Raw genomic sequence first — 15,570 nt, 5'->3', positions numbered from 1 at the left:
TGGCCGACCTGGCCGACCTACCTCCTTCTCTCGTGAATCAGGAGCACTTCCATGTCTCGTACGACCGAGAGCTTTCCGCCCGGATTCCTCTGGGGCACCGCGACCGCCGCGTATCAGATCGAAGGCGCGGCGGCGGAGGACGGCCGCACGCCGTCGATCTGGGACACCTTCAGCCGTACGCCCGGCAAGGTGCTCGGCGGCGACACGGGTGACGTGGCCGTCGACCACTACCACCGCATGCGGGACGACGTACGGATGATGGCGGACCTCGGCCTGGGCGCGTACCGCTTCTCGGTGTCCTGGCCGCGGGTGCAGCCGACCGGGCGGGGCGCGGCCTCCGCGCGCGGCCTGGACTTCTACCGCGCGCTCACCGACGAGCTGCTGGCGGCCGGTATCGAGCCGAGCCTGACCCTGTACCACTGGGACCTGCCGCAGGAGCTGGAGACCCCGGGCGTCGGCGGCTCCGCCGCGTGCGGCGGCTGGCCGGAGCGGGAGACGGCGTACCGCTTCGCGGAGTACGCGGGCCTGGTCGCCAAGGCGCTCGGCGACCGCGTCTCGCTGTGGACGACGCTCAACGAGCCGTGGTGCAGTGCGTTCCTGGGGTACGGCTCGGGGGTGCACGCACCGGGCCGTACCGACCCTGTGGCCGCGCTGCGCGCCGCGCATCACCTGAACCTGGGCCACGGCCTGGCGACGCAGGCGCTGCGTGCGGCGCTGCCGGCTGGCGCGCGGGTCGGCGTAAGCCTCAACCCGAGCGCGGTGCGGCCGCTGACGCAGTCGCCGGGGGACGCGGACGCGGTACGCCGTATCGACGCGCTCGCCAACCGGATCTTCACCGGCCCGATGCTGACCGGGGCGTACCCGGCCGACCTCCTCGCGGACACCGCGCACCTGACCGACTGGTCGTTCGTCCGGGCGGGCGACGCGCAGACGGTGGCGCAGCCGCTCGATGTGCTGGGCATCAACTACTACGCCCCGGCGGTCGTCTCGTCGGCGGACGGCGTCCCGTCCGCCGACGAAACCGCCGCGCGCCGCGACGGTCACGGCGCGAGCGACCACTCCCCCTGGCCGGGTGCGGAGTCGGTGGTCTTCCACCAGCCGCCGGGCGAACTGACCGCGATGGACTGGTCGGTGGACCCGACGGGCCTGTACGACTTGCTGATGCGGTACACCCGCGAGGCCCCCGGAATCGCGCTGATGATCACGGAGAACGGCGCGGCGTACGACGACAAGCCCGGCCCCGACGGCACCGTCCACGACCCGGACCGGATCCGCTACCTGCACGGCCACCTGTCGGCGGTGCGGCGGGCGATGCGGGACGGGGCGGACGTGCGGGGCTACTTCCTGTGGTCGCTGATGGACAACTTCGAGTGGTCGTACGGCTACAGCAAGCGCTTCGGCGCGGTGTACGTCGACTACGAGACGCAGCGACGCACACCGAAGTCGAGCGCGCGGTGGTACGAGCGGGTGGCGCGGACGGGGGTGCTGCCGTACCCGATGCTGGACGAGTGACCACGCCACGAGCTGCCCGGCGAGGCGGCGCGGCGTAGTCTGGAAACGGCCTCGGGGATCGCTCGTTACCCGCCACGGGAGGCGGATGATCATGACATCGCTCGTACACAAGAACTTCGATTCCGCAGATGAGACCCGTCCCTTCGAGGACAGCAAGGGCAGGCTCGACCTGATCACCACCGACCGCGGCCCGGTGGGCCGTGCGGTCTTCGAGCCGGGCTGGCAGTGGTCCAAGCACGTCAAGTCCATCGCTGGAACCGACAGCTGTGAGGCCGCCCACGCCGGTTACATCGTGAGCGGCCGGATGAAGATCGTCATGGACGACGGCGAGACGGGTGAAGTGGGACCGGGCGACTTCATCTCCATCGCGCCCGGCCACGACGCGTGGGTGCTGGGCGACGAGGCCTGCGTGACTCTCGACTGGGTCGGATTCGGGGACTACGCCGTGCCCGGCAAATGATCCCGTGGCCGCCGAGGGGCGGCGATGAGCCATCCGTGTTGTGATCGAGGGAGGAACAGCTACGCCCCCAGCACCCCAGCGCGGGAGGATCCCCCCATCATGGCTATGAACAAGCAGCTCAAGGCCCGCGAGATCATGACCGGCGGAGTGACCTGTGTCGGTGCGCATCAGTCGCTGTTCGAGGCGGCGAAGATGATGCGCGAACTCAACGTCGGGTGCCTGCCCATCTGCGGTGACGACAACCGGCTCACCGGTCTGATCACCGATCGGGACATCGTCGTCAACTGTTGCGCCGAGGGCGTCGACCCCGCATCGGTGCAGGCCGGGACGATGGCCGGGCAGGTGCATTGGATCGATGCCGACGCGGACGCCGACGCGGCGTTGGAGACGATGGAGACGCATCAGATCAAGCGCCTCCCGGTGATCGACGTCGTCGGCGGCCACCGCCTCGTCGGCATGATCACCGAGGCCAACCTCGCGAAGAACCTCAGCGACGAGCAGATCGCGGAGTTCGCCGCGCGGGTCTACGCGACTGCGGTGGCGTAGACGGGCGCGACGGGCGTCACGGGGTGCTCCGGGCGCTCAGTCCTGCAGCGCCGCCAGGCCCTTGCGGAGTTCTTCCGGGTTCATCACCGGAAACAGCTCGAGCTTCGCGCCGAGCTCCCGGAAGAACGGCTCCGCGATGGACGGCATCTGGGAGCTGTCTTTCATGTCGAAGACGAAGGTGCAGGCGCGGCCTCCTTCGGAGGGCCCGAAGTAGGCCGCCTCCGGCTTCAGCCGTTCCATCATCGACTCCATGATCTTCGGCAGTCTGCCGCTCGTGATCGCCTCGGACGAGGTGTTGGTGTCCATGACCGCTCGCAGCATGACTCTCATCGGGTTCTCTCCTCGCGCGCACCACGACCTGCGCGGCCCTGCCGCGCACGCTGAAGCCGGGTGACGTCCCGCTCAGCCTCGCCTCGGCATCCGTGGGCAGCAACCTGTCGCGGTCCGTCCGGGCAAGCGGCGCGGGCAAGCGGCGCACCCCGTCAGGTGTTCAGGCCGGCTTTCGGCCGGGGCCCGGGGCCCCGTTTGCGCCGGCCCAGCCGGTGGCCGTTCTGGCGGCCTGCCGGTCGTCGGGCGTCGAGCGCGATCCAGATGCGGACCTCCGTACCGCCGAGCACGGAACGCCCGATGCGTACGTCGCCGCCCGTCGACTCCGCCACCCGCCGCACGATGTCCAGGCCGAGGCCCGTGGACCCGTCCCTGCCGCCGCTGTTGCCGCGTACGAGGGCCGCCTTCGGGTCCACGATGCCGGGGCCCGCGTCGGAGACCAGGACGATCACGGCGTCGTCCGCGTTGTGGACGTCCACGGAGAAGGCCGTGGTGACCGGTGTGTGGCGGAAGACGTTGCCGAGCAGCGCGTCGAGGGCCGCCGCCAGCTCGGGTCTGGCGACGGGGATGCGGACCGGGCGGTCGACGCCCGCCAGGCGTACCTTGCGGCCCTCGTCCTCCGCGAGCGCCGACCAGAAGTCCATCCGCTCCCGTACGACCTCGGACACGTCGCAACCCGCGCCGGGCCCCGGGACCGCCTGGGTCTGCGAGCGCTGGTCGCGCGCGGTGCGGATGATCGTGTCGACCTCGCGTTCCAACTGCTCGACCGCCGCCCTGGTCTGGTCGGCGGCCGGCCCCTCGCCCAGCGAAGCGGCGTTCAGGCGCAGCACCGTCAGCGGGGTGCGCAGGCGGTGGGAGAGGTCGGCGGCCAGTTCGCGTTCGTTGGTGAGCAGCTGGACGACCTGGTCCGCCATGGAGTTGAAGGCGACGGCGGCGGAGCGCAGTTCGGTCGGCCCCTCCTCCGGGACGCGCACCCCCAGCCGCCCCTCCCCCAGGTCGTGCGCCGCGCCCGCGAGCCGCTGAGCGGGCTTGACCATGCGTACGCCGAGCCGGTCCGCGACCGCCACCGAGCCCACGATCAGGGCGATGCCGACGCCCGCGAGGACCAGCCAGGCCGTCGCCACCCCGTTGCTGACGTCGTCCTCGGGCACGAACACCTCGACGACGGCGATCTGCCCGCCGGCGATCGCGGTGGGCTGGAGCAGCGCGAACCCGCCGGGCACCTCCGAGATCGAGGCGCGGCCGATCCGCCGGGTCGTCTCCAGGTCCTGCGGGGTGGCCCGGCGCTGCCCGATCTCCAGCGGCCCGCCGCCGTCGGCGGACGCCGGTACGTGCACGGCCATCCGGCCCGCGATACCGACCTCGGTGGTCTGCACGGCCCGGTCGAGCGAGTCGCGGTCGGTGGCGATGGAAAGGGTGGGGCCGATGGTCGCGGCCCAGCGTTCGGCGTTGGAGAAGGCCCGGTCCCTGGCCATTTCCTTGATGACGAGCCCGAGCGGTACGGCGAAGGCCACCACCACCATCGCGGTCACGGCCAGGCTCACCTTGACCAGCGCCCATCTCATCGCGGCGGTTCCAGCTTCACCCCGACGCCCCGCAGGGTGTGCAGGTAGCGCGGGCTGGCGGCCGTCTCGCCGAGCTTGCGGCGCAGCCAGGACAGGTGGACGTCGATGGTCTGGTCGTCGCCGTAACTCTGCTGCCAGACCTCGGCGAGCAGCTCCTTGCGCGCCACGACGACGCCGGGCCGCCCCGCGAGGAACGCCAGCAGGTCGAACTCGCGTCGGGTCAGGTCCAGCGCCCCGCCGTCCAGCTCGGCCTGCCGGCGCAGCGGGTCGACGGTCAGCCCGCCGACCCGCAGCACCCGCGACGGCGGCTCGGCGCCGGAGGCGCGGGAGCGGCGCAGCACGGCGGCCATCCGGGCGGAGAGGTGTTCGACCGAGAAGGGCTTGATGAGGTAGTCGTCGGCGCCGTCGTTGAGCAGCCGTACGATCTCGGCCTCGTCGTCGCGCGCGGTGGCGATGATCACGGGTACGTCGGTGATGCCGCGCAGCATCTTCAGCGCCTCCGACCCGTCCAGATCGGGCAGACCGAGGTCGAGGACGACCACGTCGAAGCGGATATGGGCGACCTCGCGCAACGCCTCCAGCGCCGTACCGACGCTGCGCACCGTGTGGGCGGCCTCGGTCAGGTGACGGATGAGGGCGGAGCGCACGAACTGGTCGTCCTCGACCACGAGCACACTTGCCATGGGCGGCACGCTACGCCATCCGGAGGACGGCGGGCTCTTGGAGACAGCCCCGCCCCGCGTGGGGCACTATGGCCGGGATGCAACGAGGATTCGTACACACCATCGCCTGGTCGCTCGCCACCGGCGCGGCGGTCACGCTGTCGTGGTGGGGCGTCCACACGGTCATGAGCGGTACGGCGTACGACCCTCCGAAGGCCCTTCCGATCCCCTCCGACCTGCCCGCGCGCGGCACCACCGCACAGGGCCCGAAGCCGCGGTCGTCCGCCACCGGCCCCGCGCGGAAGAAGCCGTCCGCCGCTTCGCCGACCCGTTCCGCTTCCCCGTCGGACGCCGGGAAGGGCGGGGACAGCGCGTCCCCGGGCCGTACGCCGTCCAAGCCTCCCAAGGCGCCCCGCAGCCCCTCGGGCGCGGGCGGCGCAGCGACAGGGCGGGCGGGCGCGGCGGGGACGGTGAAGAGTTACGGCACCGGCGGCGGCCGGGCCACGTTCGACCTGGGCAAGAGCTCGGCGACGCTGGTGTCGGCCACCCCGGCCACGGGCTGGTCGATGCAGGTGTGGACGACGCCCACCTGGATCCGGGTGGAGTTCACCTCGGGCACGGCGAAGGTGTCGGTGTTCTGCACCTGGCACGACCACGCGCCGTCGGTGGAGATCGTCGATTCCTGAGAAGCGGGCTCGGCCCGCTATCTGAGCCTGCTCGGCCCGCTAGCTGAGTTTGCTCGGCCCGCTACTCGAAGACCGAAGCCGGCGGCTGCGGCGAAGCCGTGGCCGCCGCGTCGGTGACGGCCGCCGCGCCGCCGGTGAAGTCGGCCAGCTCCCGGCCGTGTTCGACCCGGCCAGGGTGCGGGTCGGTGGCCACGCGGCGGGTCCAGTCGGCGACGGGCAGCGTACGGTCCGACGCCAGCAGCACCGCGTTGCCGAAGCGCCGGCCGCGCAGCACGGCCGGGTCGGCGGCCAGCGCGAGGCCGGACCACACGGCGGCGGCGGTGGCGATCTGGCCGCGCAGGTAGGCCAGGGGCGGGCCGTCGGCGAGGTTCGCGGCATAGAAACCGCCGGGCTTCAGCACACGGCGTACGTCGCCCAGGAACTCGGCGCTGGTCAGGTGCGCCGGAGTGCGCGCCCCGCTGAACACGTCGGCGATCACCAGGTCCGCCCAGCCGTCCGCGACCTTGGCGAGCCCGGCGCGGGCGTCGAGCGACCGCACGCGGATCCGCGCGCCGGCGTCCAGCGGCAGTTCCCTGCGCACCAGTTGGACCAGCGGCGCGTCCACTTCCACGATCTGCTGGGTGGAGCGGGGCCGGGTGGCGGCGACGTAGCGGGCCAGGGTGAAGGCGCCACCGCCCAGGTGCACGACGTGCACGGGCTGTCCCGGCGGGGCGGTGAGGTCGACGAGGTGGCCGAGCCTGCGCTGGTACGCGAAGTCGAGGTGGGCGGGATCGTCGAGGTCCACGTGGGACTGCGGGGCGCCATCGATGAGCAGGGTCCGGGCGCGCGGGCGGTCCGGGTCGGGTATCAGCTCGGCGAGCCCGCCGTCGACCTGCTCGACGACCGGCTCGGGGGCGGCGCGCTCACGCCGCTTGTTCTTCTTTGCCACGCAACCAGTATCGGCCTTCGCGGCTGGGGAGTGTTTTAGAAGTAGCGTCGTCCGCCCGGAGGGCGGGTCTCACGTGGTCTGGTGCGTGCGGTCGCAAGGCGCCGGGATGGTCTCGTAGCGGAGCTACTAGGGCATTTCGGCAACGCGGCGAACGTGCGCGCCAGGCCGCGCGAGACAGACGGGACTTCTAACGGCCTGGTGCGCGATAGGGGGCGGATCAGCCCGCGGCGTCGGATGCGGTGCATCGCAAGGCGGCGGAGCGTCCTCATAGCGGAGCTATTAGGGCGTCTCACCAACGCGGCGAGGTGCCGTAGCCGGCGTCGCGGGCCCGTCCCCTATCGCGCACCAGGCCGTAAAACACGACCTGGGGCGGCGCAGACGTTGAGCCCGGCGTCACCGGGCTCAGCGGACACGGTCGGCCGCTTCGATCAGCCGGGCGGCCTCTCCCAGGGCGGCTCTGAGCACGTCCGGATCGGTGACCGCGCCCGTGTGGGTGGGCGGCAGGAGCCAGCCGGAGCCGCCGACGGGCGGCTCGGGGACGGCGGGCGGCGCGCCGGCCGGCACGTCGGCGGGGATCCGCAGCCCGCGCCCCGAGGTCTGCGTACAGGCGCTGCCCGGCAGGTCCCAGGCGTCGGCGGTGCCTGGCGGCACCAGGAAGCCGAGGGTGTCACAGGGGCCGTCGTGCAGGACAGGGCCGACGGCGGGCGCGGAGGCCGAGGCGCGGCGGATGATGTCCACCGCTTCGAGGCCCTGGCGCACCGGGACGGTCACCAGGTCGCACGGTTCGGGGGCGAGCGGGGGTGGGGCCAGGGCAGCGCTGGCTTCCTGGGTGGGCCTGTGCCGCGCCGTGGTCCGCGAGCCGCTGATCTCCATACCGGCCTCCAACATGGGAACCCCTCCTCGCTCGAGTGGGAGCCGCGCTCCCTCTCCTCATGCTTCAACGCGCGGCGCTGTCAAGGGCTACGGCGCCGCGCCGCCGCAAAGGATGGCAGTTCATGGCAGATCGTGGGAGAGATATCCCGTTTGTATCGAAACTCCGCGTGTTCGAGTCGTCACAGCCGGTACGTTCGTGCTCCGCCGGAGCACGCGAACCTCGCGGGAGGCCTTGGCCATGACGAACACCGACTTCCGCCGCCTGCGAGGGGCTCGTTCACCGGCCGAATTCGCCGCCGCCGTACGCAGGGCGGCGCGTGAGATCGGTGAACACGTGGCCTGCGACGCGCGCTACATCGGGCGCGTCGAGGCCGGCGAGATCCGCTGCCCCAACTACGCGTACGAGCGGGTCTTCCTGTACATGTTCCCCGGCCTGACGCTGTCGGACCTGGGCTTCTCGGACCGCGAAACGGTACGTGGCAGGGGGGCACGCGCCACCACGACCCCAAGCGCCACCAGGCCCCCAAGCGGCATCACGATCCCAAGCACCAGCGACGAGGAGAGCGACGTGCTGCGTCGCGCGTTCATGACCGGCGGCACCACCACCGTGGCGGCCGCATCCCTGGGGTTCGGCGCTGCGACGCCGAGCGCTTCCGACGTCGTACGCCGACGGATCGGTGACGCGGAGGTCAGCGCCGTGGAGGACGCCGTCCGCCAGATCCGGCTGCTCGACGACCGGCACGGCGCCGACGGCCTCTACCGGCGGGCCGCACAGCCGCTGCGTACCGCGTACGCCCTGCTCGACGCCAGTACGACGTCCCGCAGATCGACGGCCGACCGGCTGCACAGCGGCGCCGGTGAACTCGCCCTGTCCGTGGGCTGGCTGGCGCACGACTCGGGCCGTTTCGACGACGCCCGCTCGCACTACGCGGAGGCACTCGCCACCGCCCGGGCGTCCGACGACCCGGCGCTGGAGGCCCACGCGTTCAGCAACTCGGCGTTCCTGGCCCGCGACACGGGCCGGCCGCGTGAGGCGGTGCGGGCGGCCCAGGCCGGGCAGCGGGCGGCGCGCGACCTCGGTTCGCCGCGACTGTTGTCGCTGCTCACGCTGCGGGAGGGGGGCGGCTGGGCGGGGCTCGGCGACCGTACGGGCTGCGAACAGGCCCTGATCCGCGCAAAGTCGCTCTTCGCCCGCGGCGCGGCCGACGCCGACCCGGAGTGGATGAGCTTCTTCGGCGAGGCGGAGCTGGCGGGGCTGGAGGCGCAGTGCTGGTCGGCGCTGGGCGACTGGGCGCGAGCGGCCCGCCACGCGCGGCGCGCGGCGGCGCTCCAGGACCCGCACTTCACCCGGAACCTGGCCCTCTACAGCGCGGAGCTCGCCGACGACCTGGCCAGGGCCGGCGCGCCGGACGAGGCGGCGGCGGCGGGGCAGCAGGTGCTGGATCTGCTGGAGCAGGTCCAGTCCTCCCGTATCCAGACGATGCTCACCGCGACGGCCCGCGTCATGACGCCGCACAGCCGGTCGCCTTCGGTGGCGCCGTTCCTGACCCGGCACGCGAACGCGGCACGCGGCGCGTAGCCACCGCCGGGGCTCCGCGTAGCCACCACCCCGGCTCGGCGCAACCGCAATCGGGCCTCGGCGCAGCCGCGATCGGGGGCGCCGGTCAGCCCGCGAGGTGGCCGACGTCGTTCCAGCGCTCGATCGCCGGGTCGCCGTACGCCCACCCGAGGACCGACAGCGACGTCGGGTCGAGCCGGATCCGGGCGCCGAACGAGACGTCCTGCCCGATCCAGCGCGCGCCCAGCGCCCGCAGGATGTGCCCGTGCGCGAAGACCAGCACATCGCGGTCGGCGGAGCGCGCCCACGCGATGACCTCGTCCGCACGGTCGGACAGCTGCGCGAGCGTCTCGCCGTCCGGCACCCCGTCGCGCCAGATGAACCAGTCGGGCTGCCCGGCCTTGATCTCGGGGGGCGCCATGCCCTCGTACGCCCCGTAGTCCCACTCCATCAGCGCGTCCCACTCCTCGGCCCGGTCGCCGAACCCGGCGAGCGCACAGGTCTCGCTCGCCCGCACCAGCGGGCTGGTGCGCACCGCGACACCGGGGAGCCCGTCGAGCGGCGCCCTGTGCAGGCGTTCGCCGAGCAGCTTCGCGCCGCGCCGGCCCTCGTCGAGCAGCGGGATATCGGTCCTGCCGGTGTGCTTGCCGGACAGCGACCATGCGGTCTGTCCGTGCCGGGCCAGCAGGATGCGCGGTTCCATGACGAATCTCCCTGAAGCGTGCGAAGGGCGCCGTCCCGCCTGCGGAACGGGCCGCCGTGACCATCATCGCGCACAGGGCGCGCGAGCAACCTCCCGGGCGATCCGAACGTCCCACTACTCGCGCACGTGACGCGCACGCGTGCTTCACTCACACACCACTCACGCACCACTCACACACAACCAAACCTTTGGAGAGCGTTCGAATGCAGGCCACCACGGACCGCTCCAGACCCCGCTGGTGGCCCGAGCTGCTGCTGCTCGTGATCGTGTACGGCGCGTACACCGGCGGGCGGCTGCTGGTGCGCGGGGACGAATCGACGGCCGTCGAGCACGGTCTGGCCCTCCTGCGGGTCGAGAAGCTGCTGCATCTAAACGCCGAGCACCCCCTGAACCGGCTCTTCACCGAGCACGCCTGGCTCGGCATACCCGCCGACTTCGCGTACGCCACGCTGCACTACCTCGTCACTCCGGCGATCCTTATCTGGCTTTTCCGCCGGCGCCCCCTGCGCTACCGGGCCGCGCGCACCTGGCTGATGCTCTCGACGCTCCTCGGACTTGTCGGCTTCACGCTGATGCCGACGTGCCCGCCCCGGCTCCTCGAAGCCAGGCACGGATTCGTCGACACGATGGCGCAGTACAGCGCGCACGGCTGGTGGGGCGGGGAGGCCAGTGCGCCGCGCGGTCTCGGCGGGATGACCAACCAGTACGCGGCCATGCCGAGCCTGCATGTGGGCTGGGCGCTGTGGTGCGGGGTGATCCTGTGGCGCCACGGGCGTACGCCGCTGTGGAAGTGCCTCGGGGTCGGGTACCCGCTGGTGACCACTTTCGTGGTGATGGGCACGGCCAACCACTACTTGCTCGACGCGCTCGCCGGCGCCGCCGTCATGGCGCTCGGAGCGCTGCTGACCAGGCCGTTCCTGCGGCTGGCCGACCGGGCCCTGGTGCGCGTCGCGCCGGTGCGGGGCAGCGCCGGTAGGCCGAGGTCCGTCGTTGTCGCCGGCGTTGTCAGTGCCGGATGCGAGACTTCTCCGGGTGAGCGAATCCCTGGGCAGCGGACCCGAGCCGACACCCCCGCGGGTGCCTCCGCAGGCGACAGCGCCGAAGCCGGCGAGGACACTCCGGCAGCGGCTCGCTGAGCTGCGCGGCCCCTCGGTCGCGCCCCAGCCGCTGGACGCGCGCGCCCTGGCGGCGCTCGCCGCGAACCCCGGCTGCAAGCGGCGCGCGCTGCTGGACGGCGCAGGGGTGAACAAGGCGGCGCTGGCCGCGGCGCTCGGCTCACCCTCGGCGTTCGGGCAGTCCCAGTTCGCCTTCATGCGGGGCAATGCCTTCGAGGCCCGAGTCAAGGGCGACGGCGGTACGGAGCTGATGCGGCTGCTGTACGCACGTATGGGCGGCGGCTGCGAGCCGCCCGTGCCCGGCGAGACCCTGACGCCCGACCTCTCGGCGGCCGGACCCGAGGGCCGGGCCGCGCGTACGGCGCTGTCGCTGCGCGAGGCGACGGCCGCCGGCGTGTGGACGCTGCTCGACCATCCGATGCTGGCGCTGGAGGTGGCGGGCTCACCGGCGTACCTGGAGCCGGACGCGGTGGTGGTGGGCCCCGACGGCCGCTGGACGGTCGTCGAGATCAAGTCCTTCCCGATGATCGACGACTCGGCCGACGCGGCGAAGGTCGGCGCCGCGGCCCGCCAGGCGGCAGTGTACGTACTGGCGCTGGAGAGGGTCGCGGCGAAGACGGCGGGCGCGGATGTCGCGCACTCCGTGCTGCTGGTCTGCCCCAAGGACTTCTCAAACCTTCCGGCGGCGTCGGTCGTCGACGTACGCAAGCAGCGGTCGGTGACCCGGCGGCAGCTGGAGCGGCTGACGCGCATCGAGGACCTGACGGCGGCGCTCCCGGCCGGCACGACGTTCGACGTCGAGCGCGGGGTGGACGAGCTGACGGCGGCGGTCGAGGCGGCGTACGCGCCGGACTGCCTGGCCGCGTGCGAACTGGCTTTCCACTGCCGTGGGAAAGCGCGGGCGGGCGGCGCGGTGGAGGCGCTGGGGCGCAGCGTGCGGGGGGAGCTGGGCGGGCTGACGACGGTCGACGCGGTGCTGGCGGCGGCGGAGGGCGCGGCGGGCGACCCCGCCGACCCCACGGTGGCCGCGCTGCGCCGGGCGTCGGCGTTGCGCTCGGAGGCGCTGGCGCTGGCCCTCGCGGAGCCCCGGTGCTGACGCCGGGCGCCGGGCGGGCGCGGGTACAGGTGCGGGTGCGGTCGCGGTCGCGGGTGCCTGCGGCGCTGCCTCCGACCCGCCCCTTCCCCGCTGCGACTGCGGCTGCGACTGCGACTGCGACTGCGACTGCGACTGCGACGCTGTGCGGCTCCGCCGCATGGGGGGCCCGCCCCGGGCCCCGCTCCTCAAACGCCGGAGAGGCTGGACGGTTGCCGCACGGCGAAATCCTGCGCCTGCACCATCCAGCCCTGCACCGTCCAGCCCGTCGAGGGGGCCCCTCCATGGGGGAGCTTGCGGACACGCCGGGAGGGCGTCCGGGGGACGGGGGGCCTGCCCCCCGCTTCGGGAAGAGGCGGGTAGGGGAACAGTCCCCCGCCGCACGGAAGGTCGCCGCCGCATGTCGCTGATCACCACCCTCGCCCGTCTCGACGCCGTACGCACGGGCCGCGCCCACCCCCTGACCACCGTCCGCCACCGACACCTGTCCGACCACCCCATGGTGATCGTCCCGCTGACCACCGCCGGCGAGGCCGGCGCCCCGCTCGGCGCGCTCGTCGGTACCGACCGCGGCGCCCCACGGCTGCTCGCCGTCACACAGCCCCGCGACCGCGACCTGCGGTTCGCGTTCCTCGCCGCGCTGGCCGAAGAGGTCCTGCCGTACCTCGACGGGTACGCCGACGACACCGAGGTGGCCGAGCGCGCCGAGAGTGACCCCGCGACCGGCAAGCGGGTCAAGGTCGAGGTCGAACTGTGCCGGGACGCACCGCAGTTGATCGTCCCCAGCCGGGCCGGCGTCGAGTACGTCAGGCTGCTCGGCCGCTCGACGCGCTTTCGGCGCACCGCCGAGCAGGACCCCGACACCCCCTACCCCGCGCCCCCGCACATCCCGCTGCTCGGCCGCTGGCTGACCCACTTCGGCGAGCGGGCCCGCGTCCCGGGGTCCTCGTTGCTGCTCGCGGCGACCGACCTGCTGAGCCGGCACTGGGCGACCGGGCAGTCCAGCCTGGAGGACCAGCACCTGGGCGCCCTGCTCGCCTGGATCGCCCCGGGTGACGCATCCAGCGACTGCGGCGCGAAGGCCGCGCTCCGCGCCGAGCTGGACCGGGACACACAGGGGCAGTTGGTGTGCCCACCGGCCGGCCCCGCCACCGACCCGGCGTTCGACAACAAGCTGCTGGCACCCGCCATCGACCGCCACGACCGGGCCCGCAAGGCGCTGGCCGCCGCCGAGGACGGCCTGGCCGCCGACGCCCACCTCGGCGAACTGACCGCCGCCGAACAGCACATCCGGGAGCTGCTGGCCCGGCAGATGCGACCGACCTGGGACGCCGTGTGGCGCGGCCTGGACCTGCTGCGGGAGCTGCCCGAGGGGGCCAGGGCCACGGACCGCTGGACGCGCGACCGCTGGTCGTACACGAGCCACCGCGACCGCCTGCTCGCCGGTGAGCCGCCGCAGCCCCGGCGTGACGACGCCGTGACCGCCGCCCGCAAGCTCGCCTCCCGCGAGAGCGCGCAGGCCCAGCTGGAGGCGCAGGAAGCCCTGGACGATCCGTTGGTGATGGCCGGGCGCCGACTGGCGGGCGAGGCGTTCACCAGCGAAGTCCTGGACGTGGTGATGACCATGAGCGAGGGCAAACGGCCGAGCCCCCGCCCCCTGGTGACCGTACGCACGGACGACGCCCCGCACCTCGGTGAGCGCACCAAGGTCTACCGCTCGCTGGACGGCAGACCGCAGACCGCAGAGTTCGTGCGCTGCGAACCCGAGCCCGGCGTCCTGGTGCTGCGGGTGACCGACAAGATGGGGCGCGGCAAGGAACCGGCGCCCGGCTCCGTGCCGGAGAAGGGCGAGCGGGTGTGCTGGACGCTCTTCGAGCACGACCAGCGCGGCGGCCCGCAGCTCCCCGACCCCGAGGCGACGCCCTGGACCCATGGCGGCCCGCCGGGCGCGTCGGCCGAGGACGCCCGCCCCGACCCCGTCACCCCGGAGGACCTGCTGTGAACCACCCCGCCGCCGGGGCGCGGACCGCGTTCGACCCCGGCACAGAGGCCGCCCGCGCGACCGCGGCGATCCTGCACGACACGCTGCACGGCGCCCACCGCGGCGTCGTCGTGGACTCCCCGCCGGGCGCCGGCAAGTCGACCCTGGTGGTGCGCGCCGCGCTCGAACTGGCCGCGGTGGGAAGCCCGTTGATGGTCGTCGCCCAGACCAACGCCCAGGTCGACGACCTCGTGCTGCGGCTCGCCGAGAAGGAGCCGGACCTCCCCGTCGGCCGCCTGCACAGCAACGACACCGACCCGTACGACAAGGCCCTGGACGACCTCGGCAACGTACGGAAGTCGGCGAAGGCGGCCGACCTGGCGGGCCTGGGCGTGGTCATCTCGACGGCCGCGAAGTGGGCGCACGTGAAGACCACGGACCCGTGGTCGCACGCGATCGTCGACGAGGCGTACCAGATGCGGTCGGACGCGCTGCTGGCCGTGGCGGGGCTCTTCGAGCGCGCGCTGTTCGTGGGCGACCCGGGGCAGCTCGACCCGTTCTCGATCGTCGGCGCCGACCAGTGGGCCGGGCTGTCGTACGACCCGTCCGCCAGCGCGGTGTCGACGCTGCTCGCGCACAACCCCGAGCTGCCGCAGCACCGCCTGCCGGTGTCCTGGCGGCTCCCGGCCTCGGCAGCGCCGCTGGTCTCCGACGCGTTCTACCCGTACACGCCCTTTCGCAGCGGTACGGGCCACGGCGACCGGCGGCTGACGTTCGGCGTCCCCTCCGACGGCTCGGGCCCGGACCGGGTGCTGGACGAGGCCGCGGATTCGGGCTGGGGCCTGCTGGAGCTGCCGGCCCGGCACACCCCGCGCACGGACCCGGAGGCGGTACGGGCGGTCGCCCAGGTCGTACGCCGCCTGCTGGACCGGGGCGGCGCGGCCGTCAGCGAGCGCTCCCCCGACCCGGTCCCGCTGACGGCGGACCGCATCGCGGTCGGCACCGCCCACCGCGACCAGGCGGCGGCGGTACGGTCGGCGCTGGCCGGGCTCGGGGTCACGGGCGTCGCGGTCGACACGGCCAACCGCCTCCAGGGGCGCGAGTTCGACGTGACGGTGGTGCTCCACCCGCTGTCGGGCCGCCCGGACGCCACGGCGTTCCACCTGGAGACGGGCCGCCTGTGCGTGCTCGCCTCACGTCACCGGCACGCTTGCGTCGTGGTGTGCCGGGAGGGCGTGGCCCAGCTCCTCGACGAACACCCCTCGACGGAGCCGGTGCAGCTGGGCGTGACGATGAAGTTCCCCGACGGCTGGGAGGCGAACCACGCGGTCCTGGCCCACCTGTCGGAACACCGCGTCCCGTACCAGCCGTGAGCCCGCGGGTGACAAGCCGCCCGGCAGACCCGAACGCCGGACGGAGTCCGGCACGCCGCCGGAGGCGGCCGATTGCTGCAGCCCCGACGGCTGGGAGGCGAACCACGCGGTCCTGGCCCACCTGTCGGAACACCGCGTCCCGCACCAGCCGTGAGGCGGAGGCCGCGAGGCCCCGGCTTCGGACCCGG

Annotated in this window: 15 protein-coding genes; 9 read left to right on the top strand and 6 right to left on the bottom strand. The window is 73.4% G+C overall.

Annotated features, from left to right (window positions below; translation table 11 throughout):
* The first annotated feature begins 51 nt into the window (after positions 1-51).
* The 3 genes from ACU6WZ_RS18840 (at position 52) to ACU6WZ_RS18830 (ending at position 2,518) form a co-directional block, all read left to right on the top strand.
* The gene (locus ACU6WZ_RS18840; RefSeq protein WP_447029217.1) at positions 52-1,512 is read left to right on the top strand and encodes a glycoside hydrolase family 1 protein; all 1,461 of its coding nucleotides are present in this window, start codon (positions 52-54) and stop codon (positions 1,510-1,512) included.
* Positions 1,513-1,603: 91 nt separating this feature from the next.
* The gene (locus ACU6WZ_RS18835) at positions 1,604-1,972 is read left to right on the top strand and encodes a cupin domain-containing protein (protein WP_447029216.1); all 369 of its coding nucleotides are present in this window, start codon (positions 1,604-1,606) and stop codon (positions 1,970-1,972) included.
* 105 nt (positions 1,973-2,077) lie between these two features.
* Positions 2,078-2,518 carry a CBS domain-containing protein gene (locus ACU6WZ_RS18830; protein ID WP_447034127.1) on the top strand — a complete coding sequence of 147 codons (441 nt, stop codon included), beginning with the start codon at positions 2,078-2,080 and terminating at the stop codon, positions 2,516-2,518.
* 36 nt (positions 2,519-2,554) lie between these two features.
* On the opposite strand, the gene ACU6WZ_RS18825 is transcribed toward ACU6WZ_RS18830, so the two are convergent.
* The 3 genes from ACU6WZ_RS18825 to ACU6WZ_RS18815 form a co-directional block, all read right to left on the bottom strand.
* Positions 2,555-2,848 carry a DUF3303 family protein gene (locus ACU6WZ_RS18825; RefSeq protein ID WP_447029215.1) on the bottom strand — a complete coding sequence of 98 codons (294 nt, stop codon included), beginning with the start codon at positions 2,846-2,848 and terminating at the stop codon, positions 2,555-2,557.
* A gap of 152 nt (positions 2,849-3,000) precedes the next feature.
* The gene (locus tag ACU6WZ_RS18820) at positions 3,001-4,410 is read right to left on the bottom strand and encodes a HAMP domain-containing sensor histidine kinase (protein WP_447029214.1); all 1,410 of its coding nucleotides are present in this window, start codon (positions 4,408-4,410) and stop codon (positions 3,001-3,003) included.
* Positions 4,407-5,093: a response regulator transcription factor gene (locus tag ACU6WZ_RS18815; protein WP_447029212.1), complete on the bottom strand. Its 687-nt coding sequence runs from the start codon at positions 5,091-5,093 to the stop codon at positions 4,407-4,409. Before ACU6WZ_RS18815 ends, ACU6WZ_RS18820 begins: the two co-directional genes overlap by 4 nt.
* 68 nt (positions 5,094-5,161) lie before the next feature.
* Here ACU6WZ_RS18815 and ACU6WZ_RS18810 point away from each other — a divergent pair, with 68 nt between their 5' ends.
* Complete coding sequence (locus ACU6WZ_RS18810) at positions 5,162-5,758, top strand: hypothetical protein (protein WP_447029211.1); 597 nt, start codon at positions 5,162-5,164, stop codon at positions 5,756-5,758.
* Positions 5,759-5,819: 61 nt separating this feature from the next.
* Here ACU6WZ_RS18810 and ACU6WZ_RS18805 read toward each other — a convergent pair whose 3' ends face one another.
* A complete protein-coding gene (locus ACU6WZ_RS18805) occupies positions 5,820-6,686 on the bottom strand; it encodes a spermidine synthase (RefSeq protein WP_447029210.1) in 867 nt (288 codons plus the stop codon).
* Positions 6,687-7,088: 402 nt separating this feature from the next.
* On the bottom strand, positions 7,089-7,574 hold the full coding sequence (locus ACU6WZ_RS18800; protein ID WP_447029209.1) for a hypothetical protein: 486 nt from the start codon (positions 7,572-7,574) through the stop codon (positions 7,089-7,091).
* 223 nt (positions 7,575-7,797) lie between these two features.
* Here ACU6WZ_RS18800 and ACU6WZ_RS18795 point away from each other — a divergent pair, with 223 nt between their 5' ends.
* Positions 7,798-9,138 carry an NsdA family TPR-like regulatory protein gene (locus ACU6WZ_RS18795; protein ID WP_447029208.1) on the top strand — a complete coding sequence of 447 codons (1,341 nt, stop codon included), beginning with the start codon at positions 7,798-7,800 and terminating at the stop codon, positions 9,136-9,138.
* A gap of 85 nt (positions 9,139-9,223) precedes the next feature.
* On the opposite strand, the gene ACU6WZ_RS18790 is transcribed toward ACU6WZ_RS18795, so the two are convergent.
* Positions 9,224-9,820 carry a histidine phosphatase family protein gene (locus ACU6WZ_RS18790; protein WP_447029207.1) on the bottom strand — a complete coding sequence of 199 codons (597 nt, stop codon included), beginning with the start codon at positions 9,818-9,820 and terminating at the stop codon, positions 9,224-9,226.
* A gap of 203 nt (positions 9,821-10,023) precedes the next feature.
* On the opposite strand from ACU6WZ_RS18790, the gene ACU6WZ_RS18785 reads away from it, so the two are divergent.
* From ACU6WZ_RS18785 to ACU6WZ_RS18770, 4 genes are all read left to right on the top strand, one after another.
* The gene (locus ACU6WZ_RS18785) at positions 10,024-10,956 is read left to right on the top strand and encodes a phosphatase PAP2 family protein (protein ID WP_447029206.1); all 933 of its coding nucleotides are present in this window, start codon (positions 10,024-10,026) and stop codon (positions 10,954-10,956) included.
* Positions 10,853-12,031, top strand: a complete 1,179-nt coding sequence (locus tag ACU6WZ_RS18780) for a hypothetical protein (RefSeq protein WP_447029205.1) — start codon at positions 10,853-10,855, stop codon at positions 12,029-12,031. Before ACU6WZ_RS18785 ends, ACU6WZ_RS18780 begins: the two co-directional genes overlap by 104 nt.
* Positions 12,032-12,428: 397 nt before the next feature.
* On the top strand, positions 12,429-14,030 hold the full coding sequence (locus ACU6WZ_RS18775) for a hypothetical protein (protein ID WP_447029204.1): 1,602 nt from the start codon (positions 12,429-12,431) through the stop codon (positions 14,028-14,030).
* Positions 14,027-15,382: an AAA domain-containing protein gene (locus ACU6WZ_RS18770; RefSeq protein ID WP_447029202.1), complete on the top strand. Its 1,356-nt coding sequence runs from the start codon at positions 14,027-14,029 to the stop codon at positions 15,380-15,382. The genes ACU6WZ_RS18775 and ACU6WZ_RS18770 overlap by 4 nt, the downstream gene beginning before the upstream one ends.
* Positions 15,383-15,570: the final 188 nt, after the last annotated feature.

The sequence above is a fragment of the Streptomyces hypolithicus genome, assembly GCF_052934925.1.
Note: the sequence above shows the minus strand (reverse complement) of the source record. Positions and strands in the feature narration are given on the sequence as shown.

What these genes read in the sequence shown, in the direction of transcription:
- ACU6WZ_RS18840 (WP_447029217.1), top strand. Translation starts at nt 52, where the DNA reads ATGTCTCGTACGACCGAGAGCTTTCCGCCCGGATTCCTCTGGGGCACC.
- ACU6WZ_RS18835 (WP_447029216.1), top strand. Translation starts at nt 1,604, where the DNA reads ATGACATCGCTCGTACACAAGAACTTCGATTCCGCAGATGAGACCCGT.
- ACU6WZ_RS18830 (WP_447034127.1), top strand. Translation starts at nt 2,078, where the DNA reads ATGAACAAGCAGCTCAAGGCCCGCGAGATCATGACCGGCGGAGTGACC.
- ACU6WZ_RS18825 (WP_447029215.1), bottom strand. Translation starts at nt 2,848, where the DNA reads ATGAGAGTCATGCTGCGAGCGGTCATGGACACCAACACCTCGTCCGAG.
- ACU6WZ_RS18820 (WP_447029214.1), bottom strand. Translation starts at nt 4,410, where the DNA reads ATGAGATGGGCGCTGGTCAAGGTGAGCCTGGCCGTGACCGCGATGGTG.
- ACU6WZ_RS18815 (WP_447029212.1), bottom strand. Translation starts at nt 5,093, where the DNA reads ATGGCAAGTGTGCTCGTGGTCGAGGACGACCAGTTCGTGCGCTCCGCC.
- ACU6WZ_RS18810 (WP_447029211.1), top strand. Translation starts at nt 5,162, where the DNA reads ATGGCCGGGATGCAACGAGGATTCGTACACACCATCGCCTGGTCGCTC.
- ACU6WZ_RS18800 (WP_447029209.1), bottom strand. Translation starts at nt 7,574, where the DNA reads ATGTTGGAGGCCGGTATGGAGATCAGCGGCTCGCGGACCACGGCGCGG.
- ACU6WZ_RS18795 (WP_447029208.1), top strand. Translation starts at nt 7,798, where the DNA reads ATGACGAACACCGACTTCCGCCGCCTGCGAGGGGCTCGTTCACCGGCC.
- ACU6WZ_RS18790 (WP_447029207.1), bottom strand. Translation starts at nt 9,820, where the DNA reads ATGGAACCGCGCATCCTGCTGGCCCGGCACGGACAGACCGCATGGTCG.
- ACU6WZ_RS18785 (WP_447029206.1), top strand. Translation starts at nt 10,024, where the DNA reads ATGCAGGCCACCACGGACCGCTCCAGACCCCGCTGGTGGCCCGAGCTG.
- ACU6WZ_RS18775 (WP_447029204.1), top strand. Translation starts at nt 12,429, where the DNA reads ATGTCGCTGATCACCACCCTCGCCCGTCTCGACGCCGTACGCACGGGC.